This window comes from Vibrio sp. AK197, assembly GCF_053903115.1.
Genome location: NZ_CP096429.1, coordinates 425,899 through 443,260, shown reverse-complemented (window position 1 = coordinate 443,260; position 17,362 = coordinate 425,899). Strand labels below are relative to the sequence as shown.

Below are 17,362 nucleotides of genomic sequence, written 5' to 3'. Positions count from 1 at the left end.
CCGTTCTTCAATCCACTCATTTGCCGCTAGTCTAACAACATTTAAAGCAGCGTTTATTGATATCATTCCTTTTCATTCACTTTCAGCAAAAGTCATCCAAAAGTCTAGAATCAACGTATAAAGGGAAATCATTAAGGGAGTACCAAGATGCATCGATTCTTCTACGTCATCATTTCCATGTTGTTCGCCACAACCGCTTGGAGTTACCCCAATTACACCAACTCTTGGTCGCATCGTAGCTTACTTTACTTCGCTCCAACCTTTGACAAGCAAGTTAACGAGTTCCAGTTGCAGGCGCTGAAATATCATTGCCAATTAGAAGCGCGTGATGTGATTACTTTGATTCTGGCAGCCGATGGTGATTCCGAACCCAAATGGGTAAAGGAGCAGTACAATATCGCTCAACTCTTTGTGAATTACGATGTCAGGCCCTCTCAGCACACTCTGATTTTGATAGGCAAAGATGGTCAAGAGAAACTCCGCTTTGATCATGAAGTTGATTGGCCTCTGATCACTCAGACCATCGACGGCATGCCGATGCGACAAGAAGAGATGCGACAACGGCGCGATCCCTGTTCAGTTTAACGTGAGCCCAAAATGGAATCTGTGTGGTTTTGAACTAACTCAAGCAGCTCATTCATATGCCGAAATGGAATTTCACCATGAACACTCTTCAGGTGACCATGTGGACGATAGTGAAAACATGTCATTCCGGCAGCCAATGCGGCGGCGACACCAACATCGCTATCTTCAATCACGCAACATTCCTCTGGTTGCACCGACATTGCTTTGGCCGCATGCAGGAAAATATCAGGCTGAGGTTTCCAAACACCAATGTCATAGCAGCTAAAAATCTCATTGCCGAAATACGAACGTAGTCCTGTGACCGTCAGCGATTGCTCAATCTTCGTCCGAGGCGCAGACGAAGCAACACACTTAGTGGTCTTGAGCTGTGACAACACCGCCGATGCACCTTCTATCGGCTGTAAGTGTTGATCAAACAAACGTGTCACCGTTTGGCGATAATCAGCTTCAAAGTTCTCAGGGACGCTAATGCCTCGCTCTGTGATTAAAACTTGTAAGATGACATCAAACTCCACACCGCGAAAACGCTGGACAAGTTCATCCCCAGAGATATCAACGCCAATTGATGCTAACTGCTGAGACAGCCCTTGATTGCACAATAATTCACTGTCAACCAAGGTTCCATCACAATCAAAAATAACCAGTTTTGCCATGTTTTCTCCTGTAAAAATGCGGCTTAAGCTGAAGTTATGGCTGTTTATCGAACGTTTTTACACCTTCAGGTATCGTGTACCAATCTTGCTTCTCACTAACCCAGGCGTGAACGGTAGGCTGAATCAAATCGGTATTTGATAAATTAGACGGTTTGAGTTTTAGCGTACTCATGTCCGCGGGATTAAAATGGTAGAGTCGATTTCCACAGGTAGGGCAAAACATAGCGCCCGAGATATTACCGCTCTCAGCTGGGCGGCGCCACTCTTTCATCTCTCCTTCAAATACAACATCTTCCGTTTTTACAATGGCAGTAATGCTAAATGCACTGGTTGAGAGTTTTTGACACTCTTTACAATGGCAAGCCACCACCATTAGAGGCTTGGCCAACAGTTGATAGTGGACGTTGCCACATTGACAAGCCCCTTCAATCGGATATTCCATTTGCCCTACTCCTTTGTGAACTCTATTAAAATAAACTTCTTCACACCTTACATCACTCTTCATGAGCAGACGAGTATGAACATGCCTTCGAGTTCCACAAAAATTGCCTTAACGCATTTTTCAACTAAAAGATTGAAGGAAATTTGCGCAGTTTCAACCTCTTGCCTAGACTTTGTTTAACACAAAAGAATCACCCCTTTGTTAACCTTGAGGACGACCATGCGCATTCATTCAATACGGATAAAACTGATGCTTCCCGTTATCTTCCTAACTGTTGTAGTCTGCGGACTGTTTGGGTCGATGGTAGTTGTGACGAAAATGCAACAAAACGGTCTCGAGCAACAAGCCGCTCGTTACTTCGAGGCCATCACTGAAGTACTTAACGCTGACCGAGATATCTATCAAGCCCGTTTGGCTCAAGAGCGCTTGATTGGAGGGCAAGGAACTTTTGAGGAGAACAAAGCGACGTTTGAAGAAAACGCGCAGCAAGTCGCTGATCGCTTCTTTAAATACCGGGAGTTCTTAAGTGAAGAACCTGAGCTGCTTGAAGAATTTGAGTCATTTGATGCCCAATACAACAATTGGCGAGAAGCCAGCGATAGCCTGCTGTCTTTCTCTAGTGCCAGAGTTCAGCTAAACAGCGATTTTACGACCTTGGATAGCCAATTTCTCACACTACGTAAAATGCTCGATGACGCGGGAGAGGAGCTACGTGTCTATGCGCGAGAAATCGAGTCACAACCTGACGCCCAAATTGACCTTGAACGCTATGTTGAAGCCATCGCTGAAATTCTTAATGCGGATAGGGATATCTATCAAGCTCGATTGATTCAGCAACAGATTCTCAACGGAGTGGGTGACTTTACTGAAAATCGTCAAATATTTGAAGAAAATGCCAATCAAGTGATTCAGCGTTTTCATTCCTACCGTAATTACCTACGAAAAGAACCCCACTTAACGGAGCCGTATAGCAATTTTGATGCGCTATTTACCAATTGGTTTGACGAAAGTAAGCAATTTTTGGCGTCTGACCCTGCTACCGCGCAAGCAAAAATTCCAGATGCACTCATCCTAGCGGAACAACGCTTTGATGTTATTCGCGATACGCTGGATAAAGCAGGAGAACGCGTTCGACAACACGCTCGAGAGATGGAAGATCAACTGACGTCTCGAATTGAAAAGTTTCAATCGATTGCGATGGTGGTCATACTAGTCGCATTTGTTACGTCGCTAATTGTCGGTTTTCTTGTTCCTCGTAAAATTACCAATAACGTCGAAAATCTTTCAATGCGAATTAGAGAAATCGCCGAAGGTGATGGTGACCTAACTCAAAGAATAAATTCCTCAGCTAAAGATGAACTCGGAGACTTAGCCAATGAATTTGATGGATTTGTTGAGCGGCTGCAATCGATTATAAGTAGTGTTCACTCGCAATCGAGGGCACTTGGTAGAATGACAGGTGAGCTGAACAGTACATCAGAAACAACGGCGCACATCACTCAAGCTCTCGTTTCAGCTTCTGACTTTATTGTCGGGTCCGGGGACGATATGAATCGTTCGACACAGAATATGTCCGATGTCGCGAAAGAAACTTCGCTTGAAGCGAATAATTCCACCCAGCTCACTCAGCAGGGTGTCTCTGCGGTGAATACCTCACACAAAGCGATTAATGCGCTTGTGTCTGATATTGAAGAAGCCCTAAACCGCGCTGGAGAGCTTGAGAAGAGTTCGGAAGCGATATCTTCGGTACTTGAAGTTATTCGTAACATCGCCGAACAAACTAACCTGCTTGCGCTAAACGCAGCCATCGAAGCGGCGCGAGCTGGCGAACAAGGACGAGGGTTTGCAGTGGTAGCAGATGAAGTTCGCACTCTCGCGACAAGAACGCAGCAAAGTACAGATGAAATCGAGACGATGATTGAACGACTAAAAGTCAACGTGAATGCATCCTCATCCGCCATTCATAATAGCCGTACAAACGCAGATACGACTGTGGCAAATTTTGATGAAGTTATCCGTATTTTTGATGCGTTAGAAGAGTCATTTGAAAAAGTGCAACTGATGGCGGGCCAAACTGAGCATGCGACGGAAGAACAATTTAACTTGGTGAGTGCAATTAACGACAACCTAGGGCAACTCAAAGAACAAACGGATGGTGTAAAAACCGTATCAGAACTGATTCAATCCATCTCACAGCAGATTTCTGACTTATATATTGAACTGGATACTCAAGTCGGGAACTTTAAGGTTTAACCGCATTACCGATGGAAAATGTAAAAGGCGCCTTATGGGCGTCTTTTTCTTAGTGATGAAGAAAAGAAAATGGAGGCGCGTCCCGGAGTCGAACCGAGGTCCACGGATTTGCAATCCGCTGCATAGCCACTCTGCCAACGCGCCATATTTTGAATTAGATAGAGAAAGAGAGATGGTGCCCCGGGCCGGACTTGAACCGGCACAGCGCGAACGCCGAGGGATTTTAAATCCCTTGTGTCTACCAATTCCACCACCAGGGCACGCAAAATTTTGCGATGGAGACACCATCTTAAACACCGCTGAGCGGTATTGTCTATCTGTATGAATCAGGTTATACCCGGTTCAAGAAATTTGGAGCGACACACGAGGTTCGAACTCGTGACCTCAACCTTGGCAAGGTTGCGCTCTACCAACTGAGCTAGTGTCGCATTGTGTTCTTATCGGGCTTCCCCGTTGGAACGAGGCGTACTTTAACTGATTGAAAAATCCCGTCAACTATAAAATTTCGTTTTATCAATCGAATGACTAAAAAATACGCCACGCTGTTTATAGCGCAAACAATACGGTCAAATAAACGCCTGAACAAACCCAATAACATAAACGAAAAAACCTAAAACCCGACATCAAAGTCGCTCAGTTTTAGGTTTTGATGACGCAGACAACCGCGTCAGTGACGATTTTGTGCCTTTTTTTGTGGCTCATCATGTGTAGTCGAAGCATCCACCAGAGTTTGAACATACCACTGTAAACAGTTTCTCTGACTATTTTTCGCCATATACAAAGCTTTATCCGCATCGTGCAAATGGCGCTTCAGGTTCTGCATAGACGCTTTGCGATACCAATTCGCGCCGATACTCACCGTGACATGAATTGGCTTTTCTTCCCATTTAGCTGGGTTAGAATCAATATAACATCGAATATTTTCAAGCACCTTTTCAGCATGATCACGTTCGGTGTGATTAATGATCACTGCAAATTCTTCGCCGCCCATCCGTGCGACAAAATCATCTGTGCGTAGATTACTTTTCATGCATTGCGCAATATGACAGATCACGGCATCACCGGCTTCGTGTCCATAGGTATCATTGACCACTTTAAAGTGGTCAATATCAATGATCGCAATCGCATAAGGCGCCCCTTCTTTTTCCAAACTACGGCAGTGGTCAATAAAGGCACGGCGATTAGGTAACCCAGACAGAGCGTCTGTCATCGCCAAATATTTTAGTCGCTCTTCAGCTTCACTCCGTGCATGTTCAAGCTCAACGGCATAATAAAGCCCTCCTAAAGCATCAAGCAGTGGCTGTAAGAAGACAACATCTTTTTGGCTGTACTCTTCTGCTTTGTTAGCGAGGCCAATCATGCCGACCAGTCTGTCTTGAATGTAAATCGGTAGTCCAAGAAAACTAAAAATAGGTGGATGTCCTCCAGGTGTGCCTCTCGAACTCGTGTGAACATGCATGCGATTACTGATCACCTCTTCACCGCTTTTTATCACCTCACCAAATAAATTATCAAACGAATAAAAATACAGCTCCCCCCCTTTGTAAAGGTCGAGCAACTGTTCACTGGTTGAATTCCAACTCAGTTCTGAAATCGCATGGATCAATAATCGCCGCTTGCCCTGCTCTTCGATTAAATGCCCAATAAAACCAAACTGGCTGTCGGCAATATCAATCAGTTCGGGCAAAATAGCTTGGCACGCTCGTGGTAAATTGTTATCGACTAAATACGCCGCACGGGCATTGTTAATAAAGCTCAGTAATTGGCCCTGCTTCTGCTGGAATAATTCGGCTTCTTTGCGTTCGGTAATATCACGATGTGTCCCTGCAAGTCGCAATGGTTGTCCGAGCTCATTTCGTTCGACGACGCACCCATAAGTTTCAACCCATACCCAATGGCCATCACCGTGTTTGAGTCGATAAGTTGACATATATGCTTCACTTCGGCCGCAAAGGTGGCTGTCTAACGCATCATCCACTTTACTGAGATCTGCCGGATGGATCCGCTGCCGCCAGAATTGGCTTGTACCATCATAGAAATCATGGTCAACACCCAAAATGTCGCACCAACGTTTGTTGACTTTGGTGGCATCAGCAATGATATTCCAATCCCAAGTCCCCAACCCAGAAGCTTCGATGAGCAGCCGCATTTGCTTATTGGTTCCACTGAGCCTGTCTTCCATGTACTTGTGGGCAGTATTATCAGTGATAATAGCTTGAATAGAATGAAGTTTTCCGTTTTGGTCGAAGAAGGCTTTACTCAGCATGCGCAGCCAAACCGTTCGAGTTGGATGCTTGATATTGAGGTGACATTCCGCGTTTTCGACGCCATCTAAATGATTCTGTAACCAAAAGCCAAACTCTTGCTGGCTTTCAACGGTTAAGAAATCCTCAAAGCAAGCGTCGTGCTCGATAAGTTGAGCATACTCAATTGCGGTGACATCTTTAATATTGCGAGAGACGCTTTGCAGCAGTAGACAGTTTTTGTAATGCCATGTTAGTAATACCGCCGGTGAGCTATCAAGCAAGCTGTGCTCCAACTTCAGTTGAACATGCTCTTTGACAAGACACAGATGATTGCTTACCAAGTGGCTGATTTGCTCCAAACTTTCAATTTGCTTCGCCGTAATACAGCGAGGAGAGCGGTCAAAAAGGCACACAGTGCCAACCACCACCTCTTCAATTTGCAAGGGTACGCCAGTATAAAAACGGAAAGTCTCGTTACCCATACCTTCGAATAACGCTGCAGATTCAGCTTCAAGAGATAAGTCTTCAATGACTAATGGCTGCCCACAATCAATAATGTGCCGACATAATGAGGTACTCTGCGGCATCGAGGTTAGCGTCGTACCATAACTGGCACGCACAACGGACCGGCCTTCATCGGCAATCGTCACCAAGGCGACGGGAACTTCATATAAGGTTGCAAGCGCATCCATAAGCGGTGCAAGGCCTAGATCATACGAATCAAGTAGCTCGTACCGCTGAATTATTTTTTTACGCAGAGTCTCAGGCATAATGCTTACACTAACCTAACCATTGATTGAATATTCAACTAACTGACTACTTTAACCATAGCAAAGGTTAGCCGTTTGTCTCATTCTTTCGTTGTATTATGTCAGTGCGCACAGCCTACCCAGTGATGGCCTTTACAGTGCAATGCTAAAACCGGTATTCAACTCAAGATGCGTCGCGGCTTGATAATCCAAATCATCACTGCGAAGTCCTAAATAAAACCCGTGCCAATTGGCCTTTAAACCGAGCGCGTGACTTTGTGTATTAACGCTCACTTGCGTCGAAAATTGAGGCGTCCAATGAGCAAACCACTCAATATCCGTGAGCCAAAGTCCATCGACGTACAAACCTTTAACACCCAACGCCCCATTACCATATAGGAAGGCCGTGCGTGCATAATATTTGGTGGGTAAATGCTGGGTATAATTTTCGCTATCACTGACGCCAAAAACGATTGGACGAATGGAGACATTGCCTTGGTCATCGGTTATCGATATCGCGGAATTCGCATAAGCCTGAGTACGAGGCAGATCTTTCCAACGAATCGCATTGAAGGCATCTTGAACCCAAGCGCTGATGAACACATGGTCACTAGGCTGCCAATTAAATCCGATATCAGAGCTATAACCAAAATCACTCTTTGGCGCATTCGTTGTGCGATTAAACAATACGTCATTAGTATAAACATAATTTAGGTTGAGCAAGCCTTGGTATTGACCAAAAACGTCGCGTTGCGCGTCACCTTGCAAAGTCCCACTCAGCATGTCTTGCGCTTGCAAATAACTCACGGATAAATATGTCGTAAAGCGAGGGGACCAATCATGACTCCAGCCCAGGCGAAGCCCATGACTGTATAAATGTTCGGCATCCAGCATGATTTGATATTCCCGCCCCACGGCTAAATCCGCTCCCTCTAAGGAACCAGCGTAAATTGACATGGTGTCGGGGTTAAATTTTAAATACCATTCATAGCGGCTAAATAAAGAGACGGAGAAGTCACCATATTGCACACCAACCTCACCTTGATTCAGTGTATAAGCGTGATCCGAGGATACATACCCACCTTGTTTACCCATAATGAGTGGGTAGATTTCATTCCCCTGAGCGTAACCCGATGCAGAAAGATGTGTAAACATCACTGATTGATCACTTGGTATCGGTAAAGGAATGAGACTCAACATTGGAGCCAATAGCGTTGTACTTGCAACCATTATGAATACTACCCTAGTGTTTAAACCATCATCGATGATGTTAAAACTAGTTCAACGTATTCAATTTATTGCACATTTATCGTCATATCCATGTCAATGAACGACGAGAATAGAATAGTGTTCAAATTCAAAAGAAACAAAGATCGAACTTGTTCTTACTTTAAGACACATCAAACTCAACATTTTATTCTTTCATTGTAAATGGCTAGGAATAAAAATTATATTGTCACTATTTCAACATAATTATTAAACATGTTTTCGTTAGTACTCACCACTCTAGAAAAAATTAAAACATGAAAACAAAAGACAATAATCTCACAAATGATAATATAGTTTTAAAATATGATGTAAATACAATATATTTCTAACAAAACTCAAGAGAAAAAAACCAACTTTGGAAGCAAATTTCTCCCCGACGTAAATGGTGACTCATTAAATATGATAATAAATCAGTTAGCACAATAAATTACAGAAAAACACAAATAAGGTTATTAAAACCACACCCTTCTTATTTAAAAGTATTTTTATGGTTAAAATATTCAAAAATTGCTTAAGCCATAAAATAACCGATAAAAAGAGATGCTATCAACAAATAAACAAACTTTGTAACTATCTCTTCCCATTATTGTTTAATAACAAATAGTAAAAAACGATAAAAACAGTAATAAAAACGAAATTTGACTTTCACAAAATGTATTTATATTTTCATTTCCCCCTATACAAAAATACATGGAAGTTAGTATATGACCTTGAATAAATTAATGTTAACCATAGCGGTTGGAATTGCATTAACAGGATGTAATGACGACGAAGAAAACGTGACCTGTGATACCGACGAATCGTGCGTTAAGTTTACCATTTTACATACCAACGATAACCACGGACGGTTCTGGCAAAACAGTGATGGCGAATATGGTATGCCCGCTCGCAAAACATTAATTGACCAAATCAAACAAGAAGTCTCAGCTAACGGTGGCGAAACCTTGGTTTTATCAGGTGGGGATATCAATACTGGTGTGCCTGAATCTGATATGTTGGATGCTGAACCTGACTTTGTCGGAATGAGTGACATCGGATACGATGCCATGGCAGTAGGTAATCACGAATTCGATAATCCGCTGTCTGTTCTCGAGCAGCAACGGAGTTGGGCCAACTTCCCTATGCTTGCCGCTAATATTTACAACCAAGACGGTACGCGTTATTTCGACCCTTACCACATCTTCACGATCAACGGTTTGCGAATCGCTGTCGTCGGTTTAACCACAGAAGATACAGCAAAAATCGGCAATCCGCAGTATACAAGTAGCCTAGAATTTCGCGATCCTAAAGTAGAAATGGCGAGCGTAATTGACGAAATCGAAGCGGATGACAGCGCGGATCTCATTATTGCAGCGACCCATATGGGCCACTATGTGAATATGCTCCATGGCTCAAACGCCCCCGGCGATGTAGCGCTCGCTCGCTCACTAGAAGAAGGGCACTTAGCGGCAATTATCGGTGGTCACTCGCAAAATCCGGTATGTATGGAACCCTCGGATAACACCAGCTACGCTGACTTTGAACCTGGAGATGATTGCACACCAGACCGCCAAAACGGCACTTGGATCATGCAAGCACATGAGTGGGGTAAATACGTTGGTCGAGCCGACTTTGAATACTATGGTGGCGAATTGCACCTTGCGAGTTATGCATTAATCCCCGTGAACTTAAAACGCGAAAATGCGGACGGTGACCTTGAGTTTATTCAATCAGAAATCGCTGAAGATGATGCTCTCAAGCAGCGTTTGCAGCCATATCAAGATGAAGGCCAAGAAGCCTTAGACGAAGTCATTGCTACGTTGACCGGCGATCTTCAAGGTGAACGTGCTGTGGTTCGAAGCCAACAAACCAACCTAGGCCGCTTAATTGCCACGGCACAAAAAACTCAAGTGGAAGCAGATTTTGGTATTACCAACTCGGGTGGCGTCCGTGCTTCCATTGCCGAAGGTGACGTCACCTATCGAGACGTGCTCACCGTTCAACCCTTTGCCAACTTAGTGACGCTCGCCACGATGACTGGGAGCGAACTCACTGAATATCTCAACACCGTAGCGACAATTCAAGGAGGCTCAGGGGGGTATGCTCAATTTGCGGATATCAGTATGACTGTGGATTGCCAAGCAGGTACAGTGGAAATCAATACCATTAACGGCCAAAGTTTTAACTCAAGTGCGAGCTATACGTTTACAATTTCAAACTTTAGTGCTGCGGGTGGTGATGGTTACCCTGAGATAGACCCGTTACCGACAGGCAATGTAGACGCCGATGCGTTATATCAATACTTTGTCGACCAAGGCTCGATCAACGCGACTGATTATGAACCCAATGGAGAAATTGTATATACCAACTCTTCAAGTAGCACATCTTGCGTTATTGCTAGCGTAGAATAAGACCGCATCGTCAATAAAAGCCGCTGCCCTCGATATTTGAGCAGCGGCTTATTATCACGTTAAATATCTTGATTCATTAACTGCAGGCTTGCAAGCAATTGCTTTTGCTGCTCGATACCAAGTTTATTTAGGAATTGGCTATCAATCTGAGCAGCGACAGGAGCGACAGATTCGAGCAGTTTCTTTCCTTGGTGAGAAAGAAAAACAAAACGTCGACGTTTATCGCTTTCACCTTGTTCACGATAAATCAGCCCTCTCTTTTCCAACCGAGCTAACAATTCCGCCAAGGTTGCCTTGGTGCTTACCGACGCATCGATCAGTTCGACTTGTTCAATTCCAGGATGATTTAACACCGCTTGCATCACGGCATACTGCGGTTTAGTTAAGTCTGGTATCGCTTTTTGCCATGCCGCGGTATGGGCCTGAAATAGCTTACGCATTAAGTAAAAGGCAGCTTGCTCTAATTCGTTACTCATCCCTTGTGCCTGACCTAATCTTACCTATTTGAAGATTAGCATATTTCTCTTTCAAACAATAACTTAAACAAAAATTTGCCAGCTACATTCGTTCGTCAACGATCTTTTTACCCCTCCTTCTATTGCTAAATGTTTCAACTCGATCTAGAGTAGCCTAAATGTTCGCACACGAACAATAAGGTTTAATATGAAGTTAATTGTTGCCATTACGGGTGCAACAGGTGCCCCGTTAGCTGTTCGCTTACTTGAAGCGTTAAAGCATATTCCCAATGTAGAAACACACTTAGTCATGTCCCGCTGGGCAAAAACAACCATTGAGCTTGAGACGGAATACTCGGCGCGAGATGTCGCCGCCCTTGCCGACGTTTGCCATAACGCATCGGATCAAGCTGCAACCATTTCTTCCGGATCATTTAAAACCGATGGAATGATCATTATTCCCTGCAGCATGAAAACACTAGCCGGTATCCGCACTGGCTATGCTGAAGGGTTAATCGGCCGCGCCGCTGATGTGGTGATGAAGGAAAATCGTAAACTGGTTTTAGTCCCCAGAGAAATGCCACTCAGCACTGTCCATCTCGAGAACATGCTGGCTCTAGCCCAGAAAGGTGTGGCCATGGTTCCCCCAATGCCGGCTTGGTACAACCACCCGAAGTCGGTCACTGATATTGAAAATCATATTGTCACCCGAGTACTCGGCCAATTTGATTTGGACTCCCCATTCGCCAAACGTTGGCAAGGTATCCACGCAAAGTGAATACCGCTCATAAGGAGAAACATATGCCATTTGATGATTTGCGCAGTTTTTTAGATGCGCTTGATGAACAAGGCCAGTTATTAAAGATATCTGAGCAAGTAAAAGCTGAACCTGATATTGCCGCAGCAGCCAATGCCGCAGGGCGTATCGGTGAAGGCTCACCCGCGCTGTGGTTTGATAACGTTGAAGGGTTTGATAATGCCCGCATTGCGATGAATACCATTGGCTCTTGGCAAAATCACGCGATTTCCATGGGTCTTCCAGCCAATACCACCACCAAACATCAAGTTGATGAGTTTATCCGTCGTTGGGATACATTCCCCATCGCCCCCGAACGTCGTGACAATCCACCATGGGCAGAAAATAGTGTCGAAGGTGAAGAGGTCAACTTATTTGATATTCTCCCTCTATTTCGTCTCAACGATGGCGATGGTGGTTTTTACCTCGATAAAGCAAGTGTCGTTTCACGTGATCCTCTCGACCCTGATCATTTTGGAAAACAAAATGTCGGTATCTATCGTATGGAGGTCAAAGGTAAGCGTAAATTAGGCCTACAACCGGTTCCGATGCACGATATCGCGCTGCATCTGCACAAAGCCGAAGAGCGGGGTGACGATCTTCCCGTAGCCATTACCCTTGGAAATGACCCAATCATCACTTTAATGGGCGCCACGCCACTAAAATACGACCAATCTGAATATGAGATGGCTGGCGCGATCCGTCAAGCTCCCTACCCGATAGCAACAGCACCATTAACGGGGTTAGATGTGCCTTGGGGCTCAGAGGTCGTAATTGAAGGCGTAATTGAAGGCCGTAAACGTGAAATTGAAGGCCCATTTGGTGAGTTTACTGGTCACTACTCTGGCGGCCGAAATATGACGGTGGTGCGTATCGATAAGATTTCCTACCGCACGAACCCGATTTTTGAGTCCTTGTATTTAGGCATGCCTTGGACAGAAGTTGACTACCTGATTGGTCCTGCGACGTGTGTGCCACTCTACCAACAGCTCAAAGCGGAATTTCCTGAAGTACAAGCAGTCAATGCCATGTACACCCACGGCTTACTCGCCATTATTTCTACCAAGAAACGTTATGGCGGTTTTGCGCGCGCCGTAGGTATGCGAGCCATGACGACTCCTCACGGCTTAGGCTATGTGAAGATGGTGATTATGGTCGATGAAGACGTTGACCCATTCGACCTTCCGCAAGTGATGTGGGCCCTGTCATCGAAAGTCAATGCCGCGGGTGATTTGGTACAACTGCCAAACATGTCTGTTCTGGAATTAGACCCAGGCTCCTCGCCTGCGGGGATTACCGACAAATTGATTATTGATGCAACAACCCCTGTAGCACCAGATAATCGAGGGCATTACAGCCAACCGGTAAAAGACCTGCCAGAAACCAAAGAGTGGATCAGTAAGTTAAACGAGTTGATCGCCCAGCAAACCGGTAAAAAGGAGAAAACATCATGATCTGTCCTCGCTGCGAACACCATGATATTGAGCTATTAGCGACATCGCCCGTTCCCGATGTCTGGAAAGTTCATCAATGCCAACGCTGTCTTTATACTTGGCGCTCGACAGAGCCACTAAGAAGAATCAGCCGTGAGCAGTACCCAGAAGAGTTTCGCATGACTCAGCAAGATATAGATAATGCGCCGGAAGTACCAAGTGTACCGCCACTGCTCTCACCATCAGAACGCTAATTCTATCAACGCGCCTTTCTCGATGGAGGGCGCGCTTTTAGAAGGTATGGCCGGTTAACCCCTCCATTTCATACACTAAGCTACCCGCAACGAACACTAAAAAACATGACATGGTAAGGTTAAACACTCGAAAGTAGATTGGGTTATGAATTCGTTGCCCCAGTATTCTTCCAATTAAGTAATAGGAAAACGGCGCGCCAAACGCCAATATCGCTAACCCAACACTCCAAATACCAATCCAATGACCAGTAATATGTTCTGCGGGAAACTGCACCGTCGCAACGGGTAGTGACGCGGTTAACCCTTTCGGATTCATCAGTTGAACCAACAAACCATCCTTGAAAGACAAATGCTGTTGGTGTGGTTTTTCTTTAGATAAATCCACACTCGACTTGGCAATTTTATAGGCAAGATACACGATGTAAGTGCAGCCAATCAGTGAAAAATAAAATAACCAATCACGTTGAATAAACTCAGCGCCAAGTAGAGAGAAGCCAAAGAAAAAGATAAACATCGCCACGCCCACGCCAATATAAAAATGGATAGCACGGGCGCCTTGTTTTTGAATACCGTTATTTAAGGCAATAAGATTCACCGGGCCAGGCGTGTACATAACGCCTAGCGCATAAAGTAGGATTTCTAACATAGTTTTCTCAGTGAAGGTTAACGCGAGAACTGACGTTGATACTGTTTTGGGGTTATTCCAAAAACACGTTTGAACTTACGGTTAAGGTGACTCGCATCAGAAAACCCTAAAGATAGGGCAACATCCAATGCTGAGGTCCCTTGCTCTAGCGCTTGCCGCGCACGATTAATTCGGCAATTGAGTAAATATTGATGCGGGGTAATACCAAATTGCTCACGAAACAGACGAATAAAATGATACTTCGACATATTCGCCGCTTCACTCATATCATCTGACGTGATGGGATTCTCTAGGTTACAGAGAATGAACTCTTTTGAACGGAGCAACAATGTATCTTTTCTAGCATAAGATTTTGACGTTATCACCTTTGCACCGCTTAAACGTACCAGTGATTCCGCGATGGAAATCAACCCCGCCTCTTGGTCCACATGTTGGCTGTCATCTTGGTTTAGCAGCGAGCACATCGTAAGAATCTGCTGGCGCAAAATAGGGTCATTGAACACCGAGTCGCTCACTCTCGCTTGGTTAAGATGAGTCAGCCCCATGGTACGCATTAGTGGAATCAGCTTTGCCGGTGGAATGTAGAGCATATCGTACTCAAGTGTCGAGTGCGCGCCGGCTGAACCATCATGAACTTGTTCCGGGTTAAAACACATCACGTTGCCTGCGTAGCTTTTATGAAATGCTCCGTCACTGAAGTAATCTTGACGCCCTTTACGAGTCACGCCGATCGCGTACTCTTCATGAGCATGCTTGTCGTAGGTAAACGAGGTCATGGTCGCGTTAAAAGCTTTGACACCTTCAATATGCTGACTACTGGCATATTCAAAATGATCTTGTTTCATCCTTTCTTCCACTTCTATTGACCACCGTTTGCTTAGTATATGAATCGATAGCCAACAAAAATAGAATAAAATTGCGCTTTTTTATACTTGAGTCACCATGCTTCGCAAATCAATAAGCATTCATCGCATCTTTTAGCGGAGCCAAAAGCCTTGCGGCTTAGCAAAGCTTTTTTAGCGTCTCGTCGGATTAGTGTACTCCATCGAGAATAAATACGGTGTAATCTGCTCCTAAATTGCGGTGCGCTTTAGCCGTTTGATATTCAGGACTGTAGTACCACCGCTTAGCCGCATCGATATCATCAAACTTAAGAATAACCGCGCCTTCTGGCTCCTGCCCTTCTAACCTTTCCAGTTCACCGTAAAAAGCTAAGGGCGTAATGTTATGGCCATCTCGAGCTTGACTGGCTAAGGCGCCATAGATATCAAGTTCAGCTTGATCGTTGGTGTTGTTACGAATTAAAACAACAAATGCGCTCATTACCGCTACCTCTTTTTAATGGATTCTCGCCTGATCATGCCTTAACCGGCATAAACTTTGATTCAGTTTATTAGAACAACTCGTTCGAAATAATGAAAAAACGCTTGGGCGTTTAACCCAAGCGGTTTAGACAAATCATTGTGTGATACAACAGTGAGAATTAAAGCACTGTGAGTTTCACATCGATGTTACCGCGAGTCGCATTCGAGTATGGGCAAACTTCGTGGGCTTTTTCTACAAGCTCTTGAACCTGCGCTTTGTCTAGCTCGGGAACATTAATACGAAGTTCAACTTCAATACCGAAACCTTTCTCGGTTGGACCGATACCCACTAAACCTTCAATGGTTGAAGCTTCTGGAATTTTCACGCTGTGTTGTGATGCCACCAGCTTGAGTGCGCCAGTAAAGCAAGCCGCATAACCCGCTGCAAATAATTGCTCAGGGTTGGTGCCGTCACCACCCATACCACCGAGTGCTTTTGGCGTCGTCAATTTTAGATCAATCGCTTCATCATCAGCAGTCGCTCGACCATCACGGCCACCATTAACTGTTGCTTGAGCGGTATACAGAACTTTATCTAAAGACATAATGATACTCCGTTATTGTTTAAAAGTGACGATTCGTATCTACAACTGACCGCCCTTTATTCGAAGGCCTCTGCCTTGATATAAAGGGTGAGATGCGAATGTTTGATATAAGGTGCGTCTCGCGACCCGATGTCAATAAAGGTAGCAGCTCCCCCTTTTGATTGCAAGCAATTAAATTGTGCACAATTTAATTTAATAAAAAAGCATGACTCATCCAAGATCTTTGGTTGTATGATCATACAACCTTATATTTAAGGGTGAGATATGGCATTGGGCGCTTTGAGTGCATGCTTGGGTGAATCACCAAATAGTTTGCGATAAGCGGTAATAAAATTAGTAACGTGGTTATAGCCAGCGAGGCTTGCCGCTTCCGATAAACTCATCGGCTTTTGCTCTAGCAAAACTCGAATTTGATGTAATTTCTTTTCACGCAAATAGCGATTGAGGCTCATTCCTAATTCTTTACGCGCCGTGCGCTGCAAAGTTGACACACTCATGCCTAACTGACTTGCGATATCATCGAGTGTTCTTCCGTGAGTGTCTTCATCACGAAGAAACACTTTTAAACGCGTGGCTTGCACCGAGGTTTTATTTGGTGTGGTAAAGCTCAACTGCTTAGCTTGAAGTAAAAGGTTCTCCCAGATAGCCAAAGTAAAGGCTTCACGTAACTGGTTCTCAGCTTCGGTTTGGCTGCTGGTCAAATTGAGCGCCTCTGCCAACTGCCCTAAATGCAGCGGTAAAGACCAATCAAATCGAGACAAATGCTTATCAAACATATGATGAAAGGCATCTCGATCTTTTGCTTTCAACTGACCATCAATCCATGGCAACGAGAGAGAAATCACAATGCTCCGGCTACGCACATACGCTTTGGCGCTGCCTTCGACCACGTCGGATTTGGCGTAATAGATGGCAGTGGCTAACACTGGCGCCGACTTATCAAAACGGCCTACTTTTAACGCCTGTTTATTGCCGTAGCACATAAGCGCCTTGCTCTCGAGTTGCAAGGCGATAATCAGCTGAGCCTCCAGCTGACGTTGGCTATGAAAATCAGCGCGATGAACAATATCTTTGTTATGGAACCGAACCCCCGGCTGGACGACGAGATTTTCCACACGGCCAGTAAATAAGCCACGCTTACGAACTTGAGTATCAGGCAGTATTGGTTGATTCATCATGCTTTTGACCATTTCCCATAATTAAATGAACATGCCGCATAATTCCACGTCGACATTGAGTGATATATTAACGCCAAATAAAGCTTAATGAAAATTATTATCAT

The 17,362-nt window shown here is 44.6% G+C and carries 16 protein-coding genes and 3 tRNA genes; 6 read left to right on the top strand and 13 right to left on the bottom strand.

What is annotated here, in order from left to right; translation table 11 throughout:
• The first annotated feature begins 147 nt into the window (after positions 1-147).
• Positions 148-585, top strand: a complete 438-nt coding sequence (locus tag M1D72_RS02075) for a DUF4174 domain-containing protein (RefSeq protein WP_456295365.1) — start codon at positions 148-150, stop codon at positions 583-585.
• Here M1D72_RS02075 and M1D72_RS02070 read toward each other — a convergent pair.
• Together M1D72_RS02070 and M1D72_RS02065 are read right to left on the bottom strand one after the other, a co-directional pair.
• Positions 582-1,238, bottom strand: a complete 657-nt coding sequence (locus tag M1D72_RS02070) for an HAD-IA family hydrolase (protein ID WP_456295364.1) — start codon at positions 1,236-1,238, stop codon at positions 582-584. The two genes, M1D72_RS02075 and M1D72_RS02070, sit on opposite strands and share 4 nt — an antisense overlap.
• Positions 1,239-1,272: 34 nt before the next feature.
• Positions 1,273-1,680, bottom strand: a complete 408-nt coding sequence (locus tag M1D72_RS02065; RefSeq protein WP_456295363.1) for a GFA family protein — start codon at positions 1,678-1,680, stop codon at positions 1,273-1,275.
• Positions 1,681-1,899: 219 nt separating this feature from the next.
• Between M1D72_RS02065 and M1D72_RS02060 the strand changes: the two genes are divergently transcribed.
• Positions 1,900-3,933, top strand: a complete 2,034-nt coding sequence (locus M1D72_RS02060) for a methyl-accepting chemotaxis protein (protein ID WP_456295362.1) — start codon at positions 1,900-1,902, stop codon at positions 3,931-3,933.
• Between the two features lie 70 nt (positions 3,934-4,003).
• Here M1D72_RS02060 and M1D72_RS02055 read toward each other — a convergent pair.
• The 5 genes from M1D72_RS02055 to M1D72_RS02035 form a co-directional block, all read right to left on the bottom strand.
• Positions 4,004-4,077 (bottom strand) — tRNA-Cys (locus M1D72_RS02055).
• A 29-nt stretch (positions 4,078-4,106) separates the two neighbouring features.
• Positions 4,107-4,193: transfer RNA gene (locus M1D72_RS02050), tRNA-Leu, on the bottom strand.
• A 92-nt stretch (positions 4,194-4,285) separates the two neighbouring features.
• Positions 4,286-4,361: transfer RNA gene (locus tag M1D72_RS02045), tRNA-Gly, on the bottom strand.
• 239 nt (positions 4,362-4,600) lie between these two features.
• A complete protein-coding gene (locus M1D72_RS02040) occupies positions 4,601-6,949 on the bottom strand; it encodes a sensor domain-containing diguanylate cyclase (protein ID WP_456295361.1) in 2,349 nt (782 codons plus the stop codon).
• Positions 6,950-7,081: 132 nt separating this feature from the next.
• Positions 7,082-8,158, bottom strand: a complete 1,077-nt coding sequence (locus M1D72_RS02035; protein ID WP_456295360.1) for a hypothetical protein — start codon at positions 8,156-8,158, stop codon at positions 7,082-7,084.
• Between the two features lie 743 nt (positions 8,159-8,901).
• Here M1D72_RS02035 and ushA point away from each other — a divergent pair.
• Positions 8,902-10,587: a bifunctional UDP-sugar hydrolase/5'-nucleotidase UshA gene (gene ushA, locus M1D72_RS02030; RefSeq protein ID WP_456295359.1), complete on the top strand. Its 1,686-nt coding sequence runs from the start codon at positions 8,902-8,904 to the stop codon at positions 10,585-10,587.
• A gap of 59 nt (positions 10,588-10,646) precedes the next feature.
• On the opposite strand, the gene M1D72_RS02025 is transcribed toward ushA, so the two are convergent.
• On the bottom strand, positions 10,647-11,063 hold the full coding sequence (locus tag M1D72_RS02025; protein ID WP_456295358.1) for a MarR family winged helix-turn-helix transcriptional regulator: 417 nt from the start codon (positions 11,061-11,063) through the stop codon (positions 10,647-10,649).
• Between the two features lie 187 nt (positions 11,064-11,250).
• On the opposite strand from M1D72_RS02025, the gene M1D72_RS02020 reads away from it, so the two are divergent.
• The 3 genes from M1D72_RS02020 to M1D72_RS02010 are packed head-to-tail and all read left to right on the top strand — an operon-like array spanning position 11,251 to position 13,525.
• Positions 11,251-11,820, top strand: a complete 570-nt coding sequence (locus M1D72_RS02020) for a non-oxidative hydroxyarylic acid decarboxylases subunit B (protein ID WP_456295357.1) — start codon at positions 11,251-11,253, stop codon at positions 11,818-11,820.
• Positions 11,821-11,843: 23 nt separating this feature from the next.
• Positions 11,844-13,292: a non-oxidative hydroxyarylic acid decarboxylases subunit C gene (locus M1D72_RS02015; RefSeq protein ID WP_456295356.1), complete on the top strand. Its 1,449-nt coding sequence runs from the start codon at positions 11,844-11,846 to the stop codon at positions 13,290-13,292.
• Complete coding sequence (locus M1D72_RS02010) at positions 13,289-13,525, top strand: non-oxidative hydroxyarylic acid decarboxylases subunit D (protein WP_456295355.1); 237 nt, start codon at positions 13,289-13,291, stop codon at positions 13,523-13,525. Before M1D72_RS02015 ends, M1D72_RS02010 begins: the two co-directional genes overlap by 4 nt.
• Before the next feature lie 37 nt (positions 13,526-13,562).
• Here the strand turns inward: M1D72_RS02010 and M1D72_RS02005 are convergent, their stop codons facing one another.
• The 5 genes from M1D72_RS02005 to M1D72_RS01985 form a co-directional block, all read right to left on the bottom strand.
• A complete protein-coding gene (locus M1D72_RS02005; protein WP_390194863.1) occupies positions 13,563-14,171 on the bottom strand; it encodes a LysE family translocator in 609 nt (202 codons plus the stop codon).
• Between the two features lie 17 nt (positions 14,172-14,188).
• Complete coding sequence (locus tag M1D72_RS02000; protein ID WP_456295354.1) at positions 14,189-15,016, bottom strand: helix-turn-helix domain-containing protein; 828 nt, start codon at positions 15,014-15,016, stop codon at positions 14,189-14,191.
• Positions 15,017-15,203: 187 nt separating this feature from the next.
• On the bottom strand, positions 15,204-15,494 hold the full coding sequence (locus tag M1D72_RS01995) for a DUF1330 domain-containing protein (protein ID WP_456295353.1): 291 nt from the start codon (positions 15,492-15,494) through the stop codon (positions 15,204-15,206).
• 160 nt (positions 15,495-15,654) lie between these two features.
• Positions 15,655-16,080: an organic hydroperoxide resistance protein gene (locus M1D72_RS01990; protein ID WP_390194870.1), complete on the bottom strand. Its 426-nt coding sequence runs from the start codon at positions 16,078-16,080 to the stop codon at positions 15,655-15,657.
• A gap of 251 nt (positions 16,081-16,331) precedes the next feature.
• Positions 16,332-17,258 carry a helix-turn-helix transcriptional regulator gene (locus M1D72_RS01985; protein WP_456295352.1) on the bottom strand — a complete coding sequence of 309 codons (927 nt, stop codon included), beginning with the start codon at positions 17,256-17,258 and terminating at the stop codon, positions 16,332-16,334.
• Positions 17,259-17,362 lie beyond the last annotated feature (104 nt).